Here is a 17,367-nt window from a genome sequence, read left to right as displayed (position 1 = left end):
CTCGCTCAGTGACGCTCGGGACGGGAGGAAGGCGCCTTACCGCTGGGCGTCGACGGCGGCGAACAGCACGCCGGCCCAGATCACGTCCCGCTGGGAAACAACGCGGAAGGCCAGTTGGTCGCCGCCGTGTCGCAGGCCCGCTTTGAGATCGAACACATCGGAGTCGTAGCCGAGGGTGTGGGCGTACGTCGGCACCCGCTTCGGCTCGGACGCTCCCGGTTCGCTGATCGTGGAGTTCAGGACGTCGTCGCGGGGATTGGCGGAGTTGGTGAGGGGGGTGACCTCTGTGCGGTGGGGCAGCGGGGCCGAGGATGTGCGGGTGGTCGTGAGGGTGAGCGCGTCGCCGGTCGCGCCGCGGTCGCCGTCGTACGTCACCAGGCCCGCCCGGCCGCCCGCGCCCGCCGGGAAACGCATTCCGCGCAGCCGGATCTCCTGCCCGGCACCGGACTTCAGCGCGTCGAAGCCGTCCCAGACGGTGAGGTGCCGCAACGGCTGCTCCGGGTTCTCGTACGCCACCACCAGCGTCCAGCCACCCCACGCGCCGGCCGCCGACCTTCCCATCGCCACGTTGACCTGTGCCACGGTGTACAGACCGGGCCCGCTCTCCCGCACCAGTCGCGTGACGTCCGCCGAGGCCTGGAAGGCGTCCGCGCCGTGCGCCACACGGTGGCCGACGACCGTGTCCGCGAGGACCTCCTTGTACTCCCCGCCCGGTTCGGCGACCAGCACTCTCCCGTTGTCCCTGGGCGGCTTCTGCTCGCCGACGCGCAGGTTGCCGCCCCAGTACAGCCGTGCGTAGCTGACCCGTGAACCCTCGGGCACACGGACCTCCGCGCGGGAGGAGTTGTAGGTGTTCGGGTCCTTGTCGACGTCGACGTACGTCATGTCGAAGCCGCCGTTCACCCCGATCCCGTCCTCCCGGGTGGCGGGGCAGGAACGCGCCGTGGACGGCAGGAACTGGTGGTTCGCCCGTGGCATGCGGCAGGTGATGGAGACATTGGCCGCGCGGACGATCCCGCCGTGCTGGAGGGCCTGGTATCGCTGGGCGAAGGGGAGACGGCCGGCCTCCTGCGACGACGGTGTGACAGGCGCGACCGCCAGGGCGCCGGTGGGAGCCCACATCCCGGCGAGGGCGAGTGCGCCCACCGTTGTACGGCGCAGCAGGAGGGCTAGGGAATTGCGCATGACCGGCGTTGCCCCTTCGGGAAGGCGGAGGTGTCGGGGGAGCGAGAAGGGATGTGCGTGCTGTAGGAACGCGTCAAGACGTGCGCAAACTCTAGCCGCTATCGGGCATAAACCGGCTAAACGGTTCAAGTGTGTCGGATTGGTGAAGTGGGGGACTTCTGGGTCATCTTCCTCGGTGGTATCCCTGGGGAGGACACCGTGTTGTGGCGCGACGTCGGGCATCCCGCCGGAAGGTACGTGCCACTTGAAGGCAGGTCCCCCATGCGTGGACGGTCCGCCCGGCGTATCGCCACCCGACTCCGCAAGCCGGCGGGCGGCGGTGGCGCGGGGCGGAGCACCCTGGTCGAACCGCGCCGGCGCGGCGCTGTTCCTTTCCGTTCCGTCGCCCGTCCCGACTTTGAGAGTCAAATCCTTCAGAGCTCTCATATGAGTACTCGGCAATCTTCCGCACGCGGGTTTCCGGACCGGTCGGCGCTCGTTGTGCACGATGTCAGAATCCGCCCCGGCTACCCACATTGCCGAAGAAAGGAACGCCATGAAGTCTCTGAAGGCTGCTGCTGTCGTCACCGGATCCCTGATCATCGCCGGTGCCGCCGCGCCCGCGTTCGCCCAGAACGCCACCGAGGCGGTGCACAAGGGCCTCAACAGCACGGTGAACACGCTCAACAAGGGCCCCGTCGAGGTGCAGCCGCTGAAGGGGGACGCGCTCGACGCCAAGGAGAAGAAGGAGGCGCTGCTGAGCACGTTGGATCGCACGTCCACCGCCCTGGGTAACGGCGCCCCGCTGGGCGCTCTGTCGCCGCAGAAGTGAGAACGTCCCCGGCCGTGATGCCCGCCGCGTCTTGATCCGGCACTTCTGGCATTTCCCGGGTGGTTGCTCCGAAGAGGCCGATTCCGCGTCGCGCGGTGTCGGCCTCTTTGTTGCCGGGACCGTCCTTGCTCGGTGCGGCTTCCGTAGCCGGGCTCATTTCAGAAAGGGTGATCCTGCGTGCGCGATGCTGAAATCCCTTGTTCAGACGATGTGCAAGGAATCCGGGACTCGTTGGAGAGGGTGGAGAATTCTTGTTGACTCACGTGTTGGGTGTGAAGTTCGGGACGAGGATTTCGAAGCCCACGGAGTCCACCGGGCGGAGGCGGGTGCTACGGGGGCTGTTCGCGGCAGTGGCCGGGATGGCACTCGCACCGTCCTTGGCGGCATCGAGGGCGACCGGGCCGGAGGGGGCGTGGTTCCGCGAGACGTATCGCGGACGGCGCATCGTCGGCATCACGGACGACACAGGGCGGTTGGGTGACGACGGCTCCGGCGTGTGGCACGTCACTGTGGACGGGCGGCCGCTGCACCTCATGCGTCGTGTCGACGGCAGTTGGATGACCATGGTCGACCACTACCAGTCGTATCCGACGCCCCTCGCCGCGGCGCGCGCGGCCGTCGACGAACTCGGCCCCACCGCACGGTTGGGCACGTCGGACGGAACCGGCAGCCGTACGGACGACAGCGGTACGCCGAACGGCGGCCAGGGAACCGAGGGGGATCGCCGCCATGGTGTACACGCGTAAGGACGTCAGCACGCTCACCCTTGACGAGCGGCGCCGGTTCGTCACCGCACTGATCGAGGTCAAACGCCGCGGTGAGTACGACGAGTTCGTCCGTATGCACATCCAGTACTTCCTTCCCGACGGCGAGGACGGCCTGCGCACAGCCCACATGGCGCCCTCTTTCCTGCCCTGGCACCGCCGGTTCGTGCTGGACCTGGAGCAGGCCCTGCGCCGCGTGGACGAGTCGGTGACCGTGCCGTACTGGGACTGGACGCGTGACCGCGTCTCGACGGCCGTGCCGTGGACCGAGGACCTGCTCGGCGGCACAGGCCGGCGTTCGGACCGTCAGGTCATGACCGGCCCCTTCGCCTACCGCCATGGCCAGTGGACCATCACGGAGGGGATCACCGACGTCGAGTACCTCATGCGGGACCTGGGCCGTTCCCGGGACCCGATCGCTCTGCCCACGGCCGGGGACGTGGCGGAGGCCCTCGCGGACCCGGTCTACGACACGGCCCCCTGGAACTCCACGTCCGCGAAAGGGTTCCGCAACAAGCTGGAGGGGTGGGGGCCAGGGCGCGGCGTCATGTCCTGGCGCAACCACAACCGGGTCCACCGGTGGGTCGGCGGCCACATGGTGAGCGGCGCCTCCGCCAACGACCCCGTCTTCTGGATGCACCACGCCTTCGTCGACCTGCTGTGGTCCCGCTGGCAGCGGCGGCACCGGAACACCCGCTATCTTCCCGCGAAGCCGCCCGGCCCGAAGGATGCCCAGCACGGCCGGGTCGTCGCGCGGCACGAGAGGCTGCCCCCGTGGGACGTGACCCCGGAGGAACTGGAGGATCACAGCTCGGTCTATCGGTACGCGTAGCAGGCACGACATCTGCCGGTGAGACCGGCCGAAGGCCTGACCGTACCGGGCAGAAGCAAGGACGAGCCCCGGCCGCCGTCGCGGGCAGGACGAGCCCCGGCCGCCGTCGCGGGTGGACCGCGCCGTTCGTCCACTGCGGTGCGCGGTCGCGCCGACGGCGCTGCGCGATGTGCTCGGCGCACGCCGGCCCATGGCATGAGGCCGAAACCCGCCGGAACCAAGGAAGAACCGGGGTACCTGCGGGGGCAGTTCGGGTTCTCCTGGGTGCCTGCGGGCGCGACTGTGGTGCAGGGGATCGGTCCCGGGTCCCCGGGGATTCTCAGCCGAGCAGCCGTACGGGGGAGCCCGCCAGGTAGGCCTGGATGTCCTCGATCGCCTGGCCGTAGTACGTGGCGTAGTTGGCCCGGGAGACGTAGCCGAGGTGCGGGGTGGCGAGGAGGCGGGGGGCCGTGCGCATCGGGTGGTAGGCGGGGAGGGGCTCGATGTCGAAGACGTCGACGCCGGCTCCGGCGATGCGGCCCTCGTGCAGGGCGGTGAGCAGGGCGTCCTGGTCGACGATGGCGGCGCGCGAGGTGTTGATCAGGTAGGCGGTCGGCTTGAGGAGGGCCAGTTCGGGGGCGCCGAGGAGGCCACGCGTGCGGTCGCCCAGGGCGAGGTGGACGGAGACGAAGTCGCTCTCCGTGAGCAACTCCTCCTTGGAGGCCGCCAGCTGGACGCCCACCTCGTCGGCGTACTCCTTCGTCAGGTTCTGGCTCCACGCCGTCACATGCATGCCGAAGGCGAGGCCCACCTGGGCGACCCGGCTCCCGATCTTGCCGAGGCCGAGCAGCCCCAGCCGGGCGCCGTGCAGATCGGCGCCGACCGTGCTCTGCCAGGGGCCGCCCTCGCGCAGGGCGCTGTTCTCGGTGACCAGGCCCCGGGCGAGGCCGAGCAGAAGGGCCCAGGTCAGCTCGACCGGCGGGGTGGAGGAGCTGGCCGTACCGCACACCGTCACGCCGTGCGCCTGGGCCGCCGCGTAGTCGATCACCGAGTTGCGCATGCCGGAGGCGATCAGAAGCTTCAGGCGGGGGAGGCGGGCGAGGAGTGCGGCGGGGAAGGGGACGCGTTCGCGCAGAGTGACGACGATGTCGTACTCGGCGAGGGCCGATGCGAGAGCGTCCTCGTCCGCGAAGTGGTCGGCGAAGCTCACGACTTCGACGTCGTCGGCGACCGGGGACCAGTCGGCGACCTCGGTCGCGGCGGACTGGTAGTCGTCGAGTACGGCGCAGCGGAGTCGCGGTCGCATGGCGGATGCCTTCCGGTCGGGCCTCGGGTGCGTGGTGGCGGCGCTGGGTGCGAGAGTCCGACTGGACTCTACCCAGCGTCGATCTCCGCGATCAGGGCCTCGACGCGGGTTCTGATCCGGTCGCGGATGGGGCGTACCGCCTCGACGCCCTTGCCGGCCGGGTCCTCCAGAGCCCAGTCGAGGTACTTCTTGCCGGGGAAGACCGGGCAGGCGTCGCCGCAGCCCATGGTGATGACGTAATCGGAGGCCTGGACGGCCTCGGTGGTGAGCACCTTCGGCTGGGCGCCGGCGATGTCGACACCGACCTCCTGCATGGCCTCGACCGCGGCCGGGTTGACCTGGTCGGCGGGGAGGGAACCGGCCGAGCGGACCTCGATCCGGTCGCCCGCGAGGTGACGGAGGAAGCCGGCGGCCATCTGGGAGCGGCCCGCGTTGTGGACGCAGACGAAGAGTACGGAGGCGAGGGGGAAGGTCAAGGGAGGCGTCGCTTCCTTCACTGGGTGGCTCACATATCAGCCTGGGGAGATGTGCCTGAGGTGATGTGCCTGGCGTGTTGTGCCTAGCGCGGTGTGCCTTGGGTGATGAGCCTTGTGATGCGCCTGGCGCGGTGTGCCTGGGGCGATGTGAGAGTATCAGCGCACGCTGACGTCAGTCGACACTGATCTGATCCGGGTTCTGGCCGATCCGCTCCGCCTGCGCATCGTCACCCTGCTCGCGCACGAGACCCTGTGCACGACGCATCTGGTGGAGGAGACCGGCGCCAAGCAGACCAACCTCTCCAACCATCTGAAGGTGCTGCGCGACGCGGGGATCGTGGAGACGGAGCCGTGCGGGCGGTGGACGTACTACCGGCTCAGGCCGGAGGTCCTCGCCTCCCTGGCGGGAGGGTTCGCTGATCTGGCGGAGGCCGCCCGCGCCACTGCCGACAACGACGTCAAGCGGTCCTGTTCGTGACCGGCGCCGCCGGCTGACATCGAGGAGTCCTGTTGGTCGCCATCGAGGGGGGCGCCGCGGAGGCCGTTCCAGTTGCTCCGGGGGCCGTTTCGGCTGCCGCTGGGTCCGTATCGGAGGTTGCCGAGGAGGTCCCGGTTGTTGCCGGGGCCGGACGTGCGCCGTTGGGGGCCCGTGTGGCCGCCGAGTTGGTCGGTACGGCGGCTCTGGTCGCGGTGGTGGTCGGGTCCGGCATTCAGGCCACCGGGTTGACGCGTGACGTCGGGGTGCAGTTGCTGGCGAATTCCCTCGCCACCGTGTTCGCGCTGGGGGTGCTCATCGTGCTGCTCGGGCCGGTTTCCGGGGCGCACTTCAACCCCGTCGTGACCTTGGTCGAGTGGTGGACCGGCCGCCGGAGCGGACGCGGGGAGGGGGCGGGGGTGACGGGCCGGGAGGCGGTCGCGTACGTCCCCGCCCAGACCTTCGGGGCGGTCGCCGGAGCCGTGCTGGCGGACGCGATGTTCGGTGAGCCGTTGGTGAAGTGGTCCACGCATGAGCGTTCGGCGGGCCATCTGCTGCTGGCCGAGGTGGTCGCCACCGCCGGGCTGGTGCTGCTGGTCTTCGGGCTCGCCCGTACCGACCGGCTGCGGTTCGCGCCGGTGGCGGTGGCGTCGTACATCGGTTCGGCGTACTGGTTCACGTCGTCCACGTCGTTCGCGAACCCGGCGGTGACGGTGGGGCGGGCCTTCACCGACACGTTCGCGGGGATCGCGCCGGGGTCGGTCGCCGGGGTCGTGGGGGCTCAACTGGTCGGCGGCGTGGTCGGGTTGGCGCTGGTGGCTGTCATCTTTCGCGCTCCCGTCCTTCAGCCGTCGGCTCCGCCGAGCAGTCGTCCCATCGCCGCGACCACGGACGGCTCGACCCGGTAGTACACCCAGGTGCCACGCCGCTCGGAGGTCAGCAGGCCGGCTTCCTTGAGCTTCTTCAGGTGGTGGGAGACGGTCGGCTGTGAGACGCCGACATCGGAGATGTCGCACACGCACGCCTCACCGCCGTCGTGCGACGCGACGAGGGAGAACAGTCGCAGCCGTACGGGATCGCCGAGCGCCTTGAACATGCGGGCCGTCCGCTCGGCCTCCTCGGAGGTCAGGGGGCGCTCGGTGAGCGGGGGCAGCAGGGGATGGGGGTCCCGCCGGCTGTCCCGCCGACTGTCTCACCGGCCGTGGCATTGAGGACCGGGAGATCCAGGGCGCCTGAATTCGACATGTGTCGATATTGACAGCTGTCGATGCGGGAGGCAAGGTCGTTTGTATCGACGAATGTCGATGTAGTGGATGGATCTTTAGGAGTCGCCGTGATCGACACCACCAGCCCTGTCCCAAGCCCCGTCCCCATCACCTTGCCGACGCTGGTCATCGGTGCCGGTCCTGTCGGCCTGGCCGCCGCCGCTCACCTGCTGGAGCGCGGTCTCGAACCGCTCGTCCTGGAGGCCGGGGCGCGGGCGGGGGCCGCGGTACGGGAGTGGGCGCACGTGCGTCTCTTCTCGACCTGGGCCGAGCTCGTCGACCCGGCGGCCGAGAAGCTGCTCGCGCCGAGCGGATGGGTCCGCCCGGACGGCGCCACGTATCCGACCGGGGGTGACTGGGCGGAGCGGTATCTGCAGCCGCTCGCCGACGTGCCGGGCGAGCGGGTGCGGTACGGCGCCCGGGTGACCGGTGTGTCGCGCCTCGGGCGTGACCGGGTCGTGGACGCCGAGCGTGAGCGGCAGCCCTTCACGGTCCATGCCAGGTACGCCGACGGCACCGAGGAACGGGTGACCGCGCGAGCCGTCGTGGACGCCTCCGGTACATGGGCCACTCCCGGGCCGCTGGGCGCGGACGGCCTGCCCGCCCTGGGGGAGCAGGCGGCCGCCGACCGCGTCTCCTACCGGGTTCCCGACCTCGACGACCCCGTCGTACGCGCCCGTTACGCCGGCCGCCGCACCGCTGTCGTCGGCTCCGGCGCCTCGGCGTTCACGGCCCTCGCCGCGCTGGCCGCTCTCGCCGGAGAGGCGCCCGGCACGCATGCGGTGTGGGTGTTGCGGCGCGGCATCGGCGCCACGACGTACGGCGGAGGAGAGGCCGACCAGCTCCCGGCGCGCGGGGCACTGGGGCTACGCGCCAAGGCGGCGGTCGAGGCGGGGCGGGCCTCGGCGGTGACGGGGTTCCGGACGCGGGCGGTCGAGCGGGAAGGGGGCGGGGCGGGGGAGGACGTCTGCAGGTCGCGGGGTGGGGTGGGCGTGTGGGACGGAGGGGGTGGGAGGAGCGGGCGGGGTGAGAAGGGCCGGCAGGGTGAGAAGAGTGCCAGGCCCGGACAGGGTGGCCGTCTGGTCCTCGTCGCTGAGGACGGGCGCCGACTCGAAGCGGTGGACGAGGTCGTCGTATTGACCGGTTTCCGGCCCGACCTGTCGTTCCTGGCCGAACTTCGCCTGGGCCTCGACGAACGCCTCCAGGCACCCCTCGCCCTGGCCCCGCTCATCGACCCCAACGTCCACTCCTGCGGCACGGTCTATCCCCATGGTGTACGCGAACTCTCCCACCCCGAACCGGGAATCCACCTCGTCGGCATGAAGAGCTACGGCCGCGCCCCCACCTTCCTTGCCATGACCGGCTACGAACAGACCCGCTCCATCGCCGCCGCCCTCGCCGGTGACCACGAGGCCGCCGAGCGAGTGGAGTTGACCCTGCCGGAGACGGGTGTCTGCGGCGGATCGGGCCTGTTCGACGCCCCGGACACCGAGGACGCCACCACGAACGTGCCGGACGGCGGCTGTTGCGGGTCTTCCGGGGTGTTGCGGATCGGTGGGGTGGCCGAGGCGGCGGCGGTGGTGTCGAGGGGGTCGTCCGGTTCCTCGGCTCTGCCGGGAGATTGCTGATCACGGCGCGTGAGCCGGGGCGGATGAGGCGCTGACGGAACTGGAGGCTCGTATCGCGGCAGCACAAGATCTTTGGGCGCTGGAAGCCTCGGCGGCGTAGTACGACGCAGTGGCAGCGTAGGAACGCGCAAGATCATTGAGTACGTCGGTAGGGGGCCGCGTACGGCTCCATGGACTGATGGATCTCTTCCCTGACTGGGGCCATGAGGGGGCCAGAGGCGTAGTAGCGAGCTCGGGCCTTGCCGTGGGGGACGAGCCAGCCGCGGGAGACGAGTTCACGGATGTCGCGGATGCCCTGCTGGTCGCTGAGCTCTGCGTCCTGCTGGTAGACAGTGCGGCGGACCTTCGCGTCCGAGAAGGCGGGCAACAGGGCGTAGACGACCCGTTCGTCCAGGCCGACTGCTTCGACGGCTTCGACCAGACGGGTCCAGGCGCGGGACATTACATCGAAGCGTCGCTGGGCCTGCTGCGCCTGGCGATGGTGGGCGGTCAGGCAGAACCGGATCCAGGGGCGAGTGTCCCGTTCCGGACTCCAGTGCGGACCGCCTACATCCTCCAAGACCTGGTAGTAGGCGTACGTGTTCTGCCCCCGTCCGAGCCACTCCTCGATGGAGGAGAACTCGGGCGGCATCACTGCCTCGCGGGAGAACACGAGGGTGGAGAGGGCTCTGGACATGCGCCCGTTCCCGTCCTTCCACGGGTGGATCTTGACGAGGTTGAGGTGGGCCATGGAGGCGCGGACGGGTACGGAGACGTCGAGGTCGCCCTCGTTGAGCCAGTGGGGTGCTTCCGAGGTAGCCGCCCCCCTGGTGTGACAGGATCACCGTGGGCGAGTGAACTGCGTACGGATCTCAGGCGGTTGAGGGCACGCGACGGGCCGTCATCGAGCTCCTCGTACCAGGTGCGCATCCCCTCGCCTCCTGCTATTCGGCCCGCCGTGTTCTCAGTACGCAGGCGCTGCTTGCTGTGCGTGGGTAGATCGACACGAGGTCAGGCAGCGTGGAGACGACCCTGCGCACGTCCGCGCGGAAGCCCATCCCTTCGCTCTGCACCATTTCCCTTTTCCTGTGCAGGGCCTCGGCGGCTTGACGGACGGCCGGCGTGAACGACAGTCGCCAGTGCAGACGCCGTCGACAGCATGGGTGTAGCCCTCGTACATCTTCTCCCGGCCGCCGAAGTCTTCAGGGAACGGCGCGGCCAAGATCATGGATCGCACCTGCGGGCGCGAGACGGCCGGAGCATCTGCCTGTGCCCCTATGCCGAGATCCACCGCGCGAGGACCAGGTGTGGCCCGTCAGGGAGCGAGTCCGTGGGGTAGAAGGACTCGGCTCCGGTCACCTCGTAGGGCAGCTGGTCCCGGAACGGGCAGGCCGTCGAGCAAGACACCTGCGAGGGAGCGCATCACCTCTGCCGAGCGACGCTCGGAACGCTCCAGGAGGGCGCGTAGCAGGACGGTACGCGTGCTGATGTCCTCGTAGCGCTGGCTGTCCCTGACCGCGGAGACGATGTCCTGCCAGGCGTGAATCAGCCGACTGTCCGAGCATGCCTCCTGGGAAAGGCGCGCATGAGCCGCCGTGCCTGTGCCACCTGTCCTTGGTCCCCGGGTGCAGGCAGGCCTGCCATCGCGGAACGGAAGGCTTTCAGACGGATGTCCAGACCTTGTCGGTATCCGGGTCCCAGACGATTGACCCCGAAGTCGAAGTCGGCCAGTGAGATCGTTTCCGGCCGGACACCCTCCGACTCCGCCCGAGGGCCCACCCGCACCCGCGAAGCTGCTCCAGCCAGCCCGGTAAATGGCCTCTGACCAGCAAAAAATGCCCTCCCGAAGGAGGGTGGGGAAGGCGCCCCCGGCAGGACTCGAACCTGCGGCCAAGCGCTTAGAAGGCGCCTGCTCTATCCACTGAGCTACGGGGGCCGGGTGTGGTGGCCTCTGTCGTGGTGCCCGGGTGTGGGCTGATCCGTGACGTTGCCGGGGACAAGGATAGGGCTCCCGAGTCCATGTCCCTGTTGCTTCGCCTCCGTGGCTCAATGTGGAGGTTCGGTGAAGCGGTCCTGATAATCGCAGGCAGGTACGAATCGTGCACCTCTTTTGGCGCCTCGCGCCCCGGGTGTTGTGCACTCGTTATGCCTGCGCCCCTCTCGTCCCCTCCGTCCCCTGTGTCATGTCGGCGCGCAGACGAACTTATATGCTTCAGAAAGTCCACAAAATTGGGCATTCTTCGCATGTGGTGACCTTGGACGTACGGCCTCAGCTGCTCGACGCGCTCTCCGCCCTGCGCGACCGTGTCGCCGCCGCGCGCTTTCCGCTGCCCCTGGCAGGGGCCCCGCGCGCGCGTGCCAACCGCGACGAACTGCTCGCACAACTAGACGACTACTTGGTGCCCCGGTTGCGGCAACCCGAAGCACCGTTGCTCGCCGTTGTCGGGGGATCGACGGGAGCCGGCAAGTCCACCCTCGTCAACTCCCTGGTGGGGCGGAAGGTCAGCGAGGCCGGGGTACTCCGGCCGACGACCCACACGCCCGTACTGGTCTGTCATCCCGAAGACCATCACTGGTTCAGCGGCATGCGCGTCCTGCCCAACCTCACGCGCGCGTGGGCGCCCCAACCGGAGCCCGGACAGGATCCGGACGACGACTCGTTCCCGCCGGACGACGACGCCGGCCGGGACGGCGAACGCGTGCTGCGCATCGAGACCGCCGACAGCCTTCCGCCCGGTCTCGCCCTCCTCGACGCGCCCGACATCGACTGCCTGGTCGCCGACAACCGCGTCCTCGCCGCCGAACTCATCTGCGCCGCCGACATCTGGGTGATGGTCACCACGGCCGCCCGCTACGCCGACGCCGTGCCGTGGCATCTGCTGCGCACCGCCAAGGAACACCGCGCGACCCTGGTCACCGTGCTCGACCGGGTGCCCCACCAGGTGGTCTCCGAGGTCTCCCGGCAGTACGGGGCGCTGCTCACCAAGGCCGGCCTCGGCGACGTGCCCCGGTTCACCGTCCCCGAACTGCCCGAGTCCGCCTGGGGCGGCGGACTGCTGCCGGCCACCGCCGTCGCCCCGCTGCGCACCTGGCTGATCCAGCAGGCGACGGATCCGGCCGCCCGGCACCAGGCCATGGCCCACACCGCGCACGGCCTCCTCGACTCGCTGAAGTCCCGGATGCCGGAGCTGGCCAGTGCGGCGGCCCGGCAGTACTCCGCCGCCCTCCGGCTCACCGCGGCCGTGGACACGGCGTACGACAGTGAGCACGCGCGCGTGAAGGCACGTTTGCAGTCGGGTGCCGTGCTCGCGGGCGACGCCCTCAAGCGATGGCGCAGCTATCCGCTCGACTGCACCGCCGGCGAACTGCTCGACGCCCTCGTCGAAAGCCTCGGCACGCTGCTGCTGTGCGCCGTCACCGCCGCCGACGAGCGGATCGCCGAGGCCTGGCGCCGTGAGCCGGCCGCCGTCGCCGCCGGGCTGACGGAACGTGACGCCACGCGCGAGAGCGTCGATCACCGGATCGGGATGACCGTACGGCGCTGGCGGCGCGTCCTGGAGGAGTACGCCGAGGAAGAGGTGCGCGACCTCGACCGGAGTGTCGCGCCGGACGCCGAGGTGGTGGCCGCCCTGGTCGCCACGGCCCTGCTCGGCGGCCGACGGGCCCGGTCCGCGGGGGAGAGCCTCGCCGAGCGGATCGGGGCGCACGGCGCGCTGCGGCTGCGCGACCGCGGTGGGCGGCTGCTCACCGGGTATCTCGACCGGGCCCTCGAAACCGAGCGCGACCGCCGCCTCGCGCCGCTCGACGCACTCGACGTACACCCCGGACCACAGGCCGAACTCATCGCCGCCCTGTCCGTACTGCAGAAGGAGAGGTGACCGCCGTGACCGCCGTCACTGACCACACGGATCAGACCGGAGACGGCGTCCCCGAGAAGGGTGACGACGAGATGACCGGCAGGAAGGTCGAGAAAAAGGGTGACGAGACGAGGGAGTACGCCTTCACGCGGCGCGACCGGAAGGGTGACGACGGCGAGAACGGCCTCCCTGTAGAGGGCGCTCCCGTCGAAGGGCGCTCGGGGCGGTCCCTGGAGGGACGCGCCTCGGGGAGCGCCGAGAGCAAGCGCTCCGACGACGTCCAAGAGCGCGACACGGCCCAGAGCTGTCCGGGCCTTGAGAGCCGTCCGAACTTCGGGAGCCGTCCGGACTTCGGGAGCCACCCGGACCACGGGAGCCGCCCGGACCACGGGAGACGCGAGGCCCGCGACGCCCGCGAGAGTCGTGAAAACCGCGAAGTCCGTGAGAGCCGCGAGAGCCGCGAAGTCCGTGAGAGCCGCGAGAGCCGCGAAGTCCGTGAGAGCCGCGAATTCCGTGAGAGCCGTGAGAGTCGCGAGTCGCGCCAGAGGCTCGAGAACGGCCTTCACGCGCGCGTGCCCGACCTCCCCCACGTGTCTGAGCGTCCCGACAGCGACCCGCCCGGTGAGGGGAGCACACGCGCGCGTACGGAATCCGGCGACCCGTGGGACGACGGGCTCATCGCCCGGCGGGCCTCGGAGGCGGGTCCCGCCGAGCGGGGCCAGGCCGCGGAGACCAGGGCCCCGGCAGCGCCGGCGGTCCTCCCGCTCGCGTACGACGGGCCCCTGCGGTCGCGGCTCGACGCGTTGCGGGAGCTGGTGGGGCTGTCCCGTACCCGGCTGGACAGCGGGACGCTCGCGGAGGCGGGACGGGTCCTGGACGAGGCGGCGGCGCGGCGCAGGCTCTCGGGGCAGCACACGGTCGTCGCCATCGCGGGCGCCACCGGCAGCGGCAAGTCGATGCTGTTCAACGCGCTCGCGGGCGTGGCGATCTCCGAGACGGGCGTACGCCGGCCCACGACGGCCGCGCCCATCGCGTGCAGTTGGAGCGACGGCGCGGCGAGCCTCATCGACCGGCTGGGCATTCCGGGACGACTGCGACGGCGGCCGTTGCAGAGCCCGGAGGCGGAGGCGCAGTTGCGCGGCCTCGTCCTGGTGGATCTGCCCGACCACGATTCGGCGGCCGTCCAGCACCGGGAGCAGGTCGACCGGATCCTGGCGCTCGTGGACGCGGTCATCTGGGTCGTCGACCCGGAGAAGTACGCCGACGCCATCCTCCATGAGCGCTATCTGCGGCCCCTCGCGGGTCACGCGGAGGTCATGTTCGTCGTCCTCAACCAGGTGGACCGGCTGCCAGGGGAGGCCGCCCACCAGGTCCTCGACGATCTGCGGCGGCTGCTCGACGAGGACGGGATCGCCCTGGGGGAGTACGGCGAACCGGGCGCCACCGTGCTCGCCCTGTCCGCGATCACCGGGGACGGGGTGGGGGAACTGCGCGAGGCGCTCAGCCAGTTCGTGGCCGAGCGCGGTGCGCCGGCCCGCCGGGTCCGCGCCGACCTGGACGCGGCCGCCGCGCGGCTGTGGCCGGTGTACGCCACGCAGCGGCGCGCGGGGCTCAGCGAGCGGGCCCGGGACGACTTCGCCGCGCGGCTCGCGGACGCCGTCGGCGCCACCGCGGCGGGCGAGGCGGCCGAGCGCGCCTGGCTGCGCAACGCCAACCGTGCGTGCGGTACGCCCTGGCTACGGCTGTGGCGGTGGTACCAGGACCGCAGCGAACCCACGACCGGGCGGCTCGCTCTGACGATGCCCGTGGACGAGGAGGCCACGGCGAGGCAGCGCGTCGAGCACGCGGTACGTGTCCTGTCCGAGCGCGCCGCGACGGGGTTGCCGGCGCCCTGGGCCCAGGCGGTGCGCGAGGCGGCCGTACGAGGGGCGCAGGGGCTGCCCGAGGCGCTGGACGAGCTGACGGCGCGGGCCGGGGCGCCGACGGGGCGGCCGCCGAGGCCCGGCTGGTGGCCCGCCGCCGTGCTGGCGCAGGCGGCTATGACCATCCTTCAAGTCATCGGGGGGCTGTGGCTGTTGGGGCAGATCATCGGCTTCATGGCGCCGAACCTCGGGGTGCCGGTGTTGCTGATGGTGATCGGCATCGTCGGTGGTCCGGCCGTCGAGTGGGGCTGCAGGCTGGCGGCACGTGGTCCCGCGAGGCGTTACGGCTACGAGGCGGAACGGCGACTGCGGGAGGCGGCCGCCGCGTGCGGTCGGGCGCGGGTGCTGGATCCGGTGGCGGCCGAGCTGCTGCGGTACCGGGAGGTGCGCGAGCAGTACGGGCGGGTGTTGGGGGCGGCGCCGGTGAGTTGAGGACGGCGTCGGTGGGCCAGGGGAGACGAGGGCCGGTGTCGGTGGGGTGAGGGGTGGCGTCGGTGGGGTGAGGGGTGGCTCTCGTAGGAACAGTTCACCCCGTCGGGTGACGGAGTTGTCCACAACCGGCGGGTAGCACACAGGGCTCAGCGGGCTCGGCCCGACGGCGGCAGTCTGAACACGCGGCGATCACAGCGTCGCGACAGACCCAGCAGCCGTACGGGAGGGGCCCGTACCTGTGTGAGGCCGGCACCGGCATCGGTGTCGGCGCGAAGGAGGCGTTCGCGAGATGAACGAGACGATGGTGTGCGTGGTGGGGAACGTGGCGACGCAGCCGGTCTGCAAGGAGTTGTCCACAGGCTCGTCGGCCCGGTTCCGGCTGGCGGTGACCTCGCGGTACTGGGACCGGGAGAAGAACGAGTGGACCGACGGCCACACCAACTTCTTCACGGTGTGGGCGAGGCGCACCCTCGCCGCGAACGTGGCGTCGTCGGTGGCACTGGGCGATCCGGTCGTGGTGCAGGGGCGGTTGAAGGTACGCACCGAGCAGCGGGACGGGCAGAGTCGGGTGTCCGCGGACGTGGACGCGGTCGCGATCGGCCACGACCTGTCGCGGGGCACGTCGGCCTTCCGTCGTGTGTCCCGCGGAGAATCGGCGGTGACGGCCCAGCCTCAGCCGGAGCCCAACTGGGAGACACCACCGCCCGGGAACCTGCTCGACACCACAGCCGAACTCCGGCCGGAGCCCGCCGGGGTGACGTGACATCAAGTCGTGGCTTATCGGCGCATGCGTTGTGAAGAGTCCGCGTGCGCACCCCATCGATTTGTCGATAAGTGCTGTTCGCGAGCTGTGCGAGCGATAACGATTCCGATTCGGATCGGTTGTCCGACGATACGACTGGGAAGAGCGGTGCGCCGCGTCCCTAGGATGCCGGGCATAGCTCACGGGGCTTCTGATTCTGCTGGTGGGACCACAACCCCCCACGTCAACGGGTCCTGCTCGAAGGGAAATTCTGTGGTTTCTTCGTTCTCGGCGTCGTTCGCCGCGTGGTCCGCGCGCAGGCGAGGGGCGGCCCGGCTCTCCGCCGCGACACTCGCGTCCGGACTCGTCGTCGCGGGTGCGATCGTCACCGCGGGCCCGGCCGCCGCCGACGAGACGGCGCAGAGCTCGGGCGGAGCGACCGCGACCATAGGCGGCCTCAAGACGTACGGGACGGCCGTGCTCCGTACGGGTGGCGAGGAACAGCAGCTTCCCGCAGGCCTGTTCGAGATGTTCGTGGACGGCGGCGGCACCCTGCAGACCTACTGCGTCGACATCCAGAACCCGACGCAGAAGGACGCCAAGTACCAGGAGACTGCCTGGAGCGGCACCTCGCTGGGCGCCAACAAGGACGCCGGCAAGATCCGCTGGATCCTGCAGAACTCCTACCCGCAGGTGAACGACCTCGCGGCCCTCGCCGGCAAGGCCGGTGCCAAGGGCCTCACCGAGCAGGACGCGGCGACCGGTACGCAGGTGGCGATCTGGCGGTACTCGGACGGGGCCGATGTGGAGGCCCTGGACCCGGAGGCCGAGAAGCTCGCGGACCATCTGGAGAAGGCCGCGCGGAATCTGGCGGAACCGGCCGCCTCACTGACCCTCGACCCGCCGGCCGTCTCCGGGCGCGCGGGCGAGCGGCTCGGTCCGGTCACGGTGCACACCAACGCGGACGCCGTGACCGTGACTCCGCCCTCGGAGGCGACGGCGGACGGCGTGAAGGTCGTCGACGCGGACGGCGAGCCCGTGACCTCGGCCGGTGACGGCGGAGAGCTGTACTTCGAGGTGCCGCAGGACGCGGCGGACGGTTCGGCCGAGCTGTCCGTGCAGGCCTCGACCACCGTGCCGGTCGGCCGGGCCTTCGCTTCCGAGACCCGCAGCCAGACCCAGATCCTCGCGGGTTCCAGCGAGTCCACGGTCTCCGCGACGGCGACCGCGCACTGGGCCGAGAAGGGCGCGATACCCGCACTGTCCGCCGAGAAGAACTGCGCCGAGGGTGGCCTGGACATCAAGGCCGCCAACCAGGGCGACAAGGCCTTCACCTTCGAACTGATGGGGATCACGTACACCATCGAGGCGGGCGAGACCCGCACGGTGACGATCCCGCTGCAGGAGGACCAGGCGTTCGACTTCACGATCAAGGGGCCGAACGGATACGCGAAGCAGTTCCGGGGAGTGCTCGACTGCCTGACGGAGACCGAGGCCGGTGCGGGTGGGGAATCGGTCCAGACGCTGAGCGAGCCGAGCCCGGCGACGGTGGGCGGCAACGCGGCCGCCGACTCCGGCACCGACCTCGCCGAGACCGGCAGCTCCGGCGCCACCCCGGTGATCGGGGGCATCGCCATCGGCCTGGTCGTGATCGGCGGCGCGGTGATGGTCCTCCTCCGCAAGCGGAACCCGTAGCGGAAGCGTGGGCGAAAGA

Annotated in this window: 14 protein-coding genes, 1 tRNA gene and 1 pseudogene; 10 read left to right on the top strand and 6 right to left on the bottom strand. The window is 70.6% G+C overall.

The window, feature by feature from the left end; genetic code table 11:
- Nucleotides 1-36 precede the first annotated feature (36 nt).
- On the bottom strand, nt 37-1,185 hold the full coding sequence (locus ACWD26_RS26575; RefSeq protein ID WP_451274192.1) for a DUF3344 domain-containing protein: 1,149 nt from the start codon (nt 1,183-1,185) through the stop codon (nt 37-39).
- A gap of 535 nt (nt 1,186-1,720) precedes the next feature.
- Here ACWD26_RS26575 and ACWD26_RS26570 point away from each other — a divergent pair.
- The 3 genes from ACWD26_RS26570 to ACWD26_RS26560 all read left to right on the top strand — a co-directional run bounded on the left by ACWD26_RS26570 (nt 1,721) and on the right by ACWD26_RS26560 (nt 3,592).
- Nucleotides 1,721-1,996, top strand: a complete 276-nt coding sequence (locus ACWD26_RS26570; protein ID WP_451274190.1) for a hypothetical protein — start codon at nt 1,721-1,723, stop codon at nt 1,994-1,996.
- Nucleotides 1,997-2,355: 359 nt separating this feature from the next.
- Complete coding sequence (locus ACWD26_RS26565) at nt 2,356-2,742, top strand: tyrosinase family oxidase copper chaperone (protein ID WP_451274188.1); 387 nt, start codon at nt 2,356-2,358, stop codon at nt 2,740-2,742.
- Nucleotides 2,726-3,592: a tyrosinase family protein gene (locus tag ACWD26_RS26560; RefSeq protein WP_451274186.1), complete on the top strand. Its 867-nt coding sequence runs from the start codon at nt 2,726-2,728 to the stop codon at nt 3,590-3,592. The genes ACWD26_RS26565 and ACWD26_RS26560 overlap by 17 nt, the downstream gene beginning before the upstream one ends.
- 319 nt (nt 3,593-3,911) lie before the next feature.
- On the opposite strand, the gene ACWD26_RS26555 is transcribed toward ACWD26_RS26560, so the two are convergent.
- Entirely contained in the window at nt 3,912-4,877 is a 966-nt protein-coding gene (locus ACWD26_RS26555) for a D-2-hydroxyacid dehydrogenase family protein (RefSeq protein ID WP_451274184.1), read from the bottom strand.
- Nucleotides 4,878-4,945: 68 nt separating this feature from the next.
- Complete coding sequence (locus ACWD26_RS26550) at nt 4,946-5,353, bottom strand: arsenate reductase ArsC (protein ID WP_451274182.1); 408 nt, start codon at nt 5,351-5,353, stop codon at nt 4,946-4,948.
- Nucleotides 5,354-5,576: 223 nt separating this feature from the next.
- Here ACWD26_RS26550 and ACWD26_RS26545 point away from each other — a divergent pair, with 223 nt between their 5' ends.
- Together ACWD26_RS26545 and ACWD26_RS26540 are read left to right on the top strand one after the other, a co-directional pair.
- A complete protein-coding gene (locus ACWD26_RS26545; protein ID WP_451274231.1) occupies nt 5,577-5,831 on the top strand; it encodes an ArsR/SmtB family transcription factor in 255 nt (84 codons plus the stop codon).
- 41 nt (nt 5,832-5,872) lie between these two features.
- Complete coding sequence (locus tag ACWD26_RS26540) at nt 5,873-6,736, top strand: aquaporin (RefSeq protein WP_451274229.1); 864 nt, start codon at nt 5,873-5,875, stop codon at nt 6,734-6,736.
- Here ACWD26_RS26540 and ACWD26_RS26535 read toward each other — a convergent pair.
- The gene (locus ACWD26_RS26535; RefSeq protein ID WP_451274227.1) at nt 6,673-6,984 is read right to left on the bottom strand and encodes an ArsR/SmtB family transcription factor; all 312 of its coding nucleotides are present in this window, start codon (nt 6,982-6,984) and stop codon (nt 6,673-6,675) included. The genes ACWD26_RS26540 and ACWD26_RS26535 overlap by 64 nt on opposite strands.
- A 177-nt stretch (nt 6,985-7,161) precedes the next feature.
- Between ACWD26_RS26535 and ACWD26_RS26530 the strand changes: the two genes are divergently transcribed.
- On the top strand, nt 7,162-8,721 hold the full coding sequence (locus tag ACWD26_RS26530; protein ID WP_451274180.1) for an NAD(P)-binding domain-containing protein: 1,560 nt from the start codon (nt 7,162-7,164) through the stop codon (nt 8,719-8,721).
- Nucleotides 8,722-8,854: 133 nt separating this feature from the next.
- On the opposite strand, the pseudogene ACWD26_RS26525 reads toward ACWD26_RS26530, so the two are convergent.
- Nucleotides 8,855-9,484 (bottom strand): annotated as a pseudogene (locus tag ACWD26_RS26525) (Fic family protein); the annotation flags it as partial.
- 1,079 nt (nt 9,485-10,563) lie between these two features.
- Nucleotides 10,564-10,636 (bottom strand) — tRNA-Arg (locus tag ACWD26_RS26520).
- 271 nt (nt 10,637-10,907) lie between these two features.
- On the opposite strand from ACWD26_RS26520, the gene ACWD26_RS26515 reads away from it, so the two are divergent.
- The 4 genes from ACWD26_RS26515 (at nt 10,908) to ACWD26_RS26500 (ending at nt 17,348) form a co-directional block, all read left to right on the top strand.
- Entirely contained in the window at nt 10,908-12,578 is a 1,671-nt protein-coding gene (locus ACWD26_RS26515; protein ID WP_451274178.1) for a dynamin family protein, read from the top strand.
- Nucleotides 12,579-13,147: 569 nt separating this feature from the next.
- Nucleotides 13,148-14,911: a GTPase gene (locus tag ACWD26_RS26510; RefSeq protein WP_451274176.1), complete on the top strand. Its 1,764-nt coding sequence runs from the start codon at nt 13,148-13,150 to the stop codon at nt 14,909-14,911.
- 289 nt (nt 14,912-15,200) lie between these two features.
- Nucleotides 15,201-15,674, top strand: a complete 474-nt coding sequence (locus ACWD26_RS26505) for a single-stranded DNA-binding protein (protein WP_451274174.1) — start codon at nt 15,201-15,203, stop codon at nt 15,672-15,674.
- A 252-nt stretch (nt 15,675-15,926) separates the two neighbouring features.
- Complete coding sequence (locus tag ACWD26_RS26500; protein ID WP_451274172.1) at nt 15,927-17,348, top strand: TQXA domain-containing protein; 1,422 nt, start codon at nt 15,927-15,929, stop codon at nt 17,346-17,348.
- Nucleotides 17,349-17,367 lie beyond the last annotated feature (19 nt).

The sequence above is a fragment of the Streptomyces sp. NPDC002787 genome (genome assembly GCF_053592095.1).
This window is presented reverse-complemented; position numbering and strand designations above follow the sequence as displayed.

What these genes read in the sequence shown, in the direction of transcription:
- ACWD26_RS26575 (WP_451274192.1), bottom strand. Translation starts at nt 1,185, where the DNA reads ATGCGCAATTCCCTAGCCCTCCTGCTGCGCCGTACAACGGTGGGCGCA.
- ACWD26_RS26570 (WP_451274190.1), top strand. Translation starts at nt 1,721, where the DNA reads ATGAAGTCTCTGAAGGCTGCTGCTGTCGTCACCGGATCCCTGATCATC.
- ACWD26_RS26565 (WP_451274188.1), top strand. Translation starts at nt 2,356, where the DNA reads ATGGCACTCGCACCGTCCTTGGCGGCATCGAGGGCGACCGGGCCGGAG.
- ACWD26_RS26560 (WP_451274186.1), top strand. Translation starts at nt 2,726, where the DNA reads ATGGTGTACACGCGTAAGGACGTCAGCACGCTCACCCTTGACGAGCGG.
- ACWD26_RS26555 (WP_451274184.1), bottom strand. Translation starts at nt 4,877, where the DNA reads ATGCGACCGCGACTCCGCTGCGCCGTACTCGACGACTACCAGTCCGCC.
- ACWD26_RS26515 (WP_451274178.1), top strand. Translation starts at nt 10,908, where the DNA reads ATGCTTCAGAAAGTCCACAAAATTGGGCATTCTTCGCATGTGGTGACC.
- ACWD26_RS26505 (WP_451274174.1), top strand. Translation starts at nt 15,201, where the DNA reads ATGAACGAGACGATGGTGTGCGTGGTGGGGAACGTGGCGACGCAGCCG.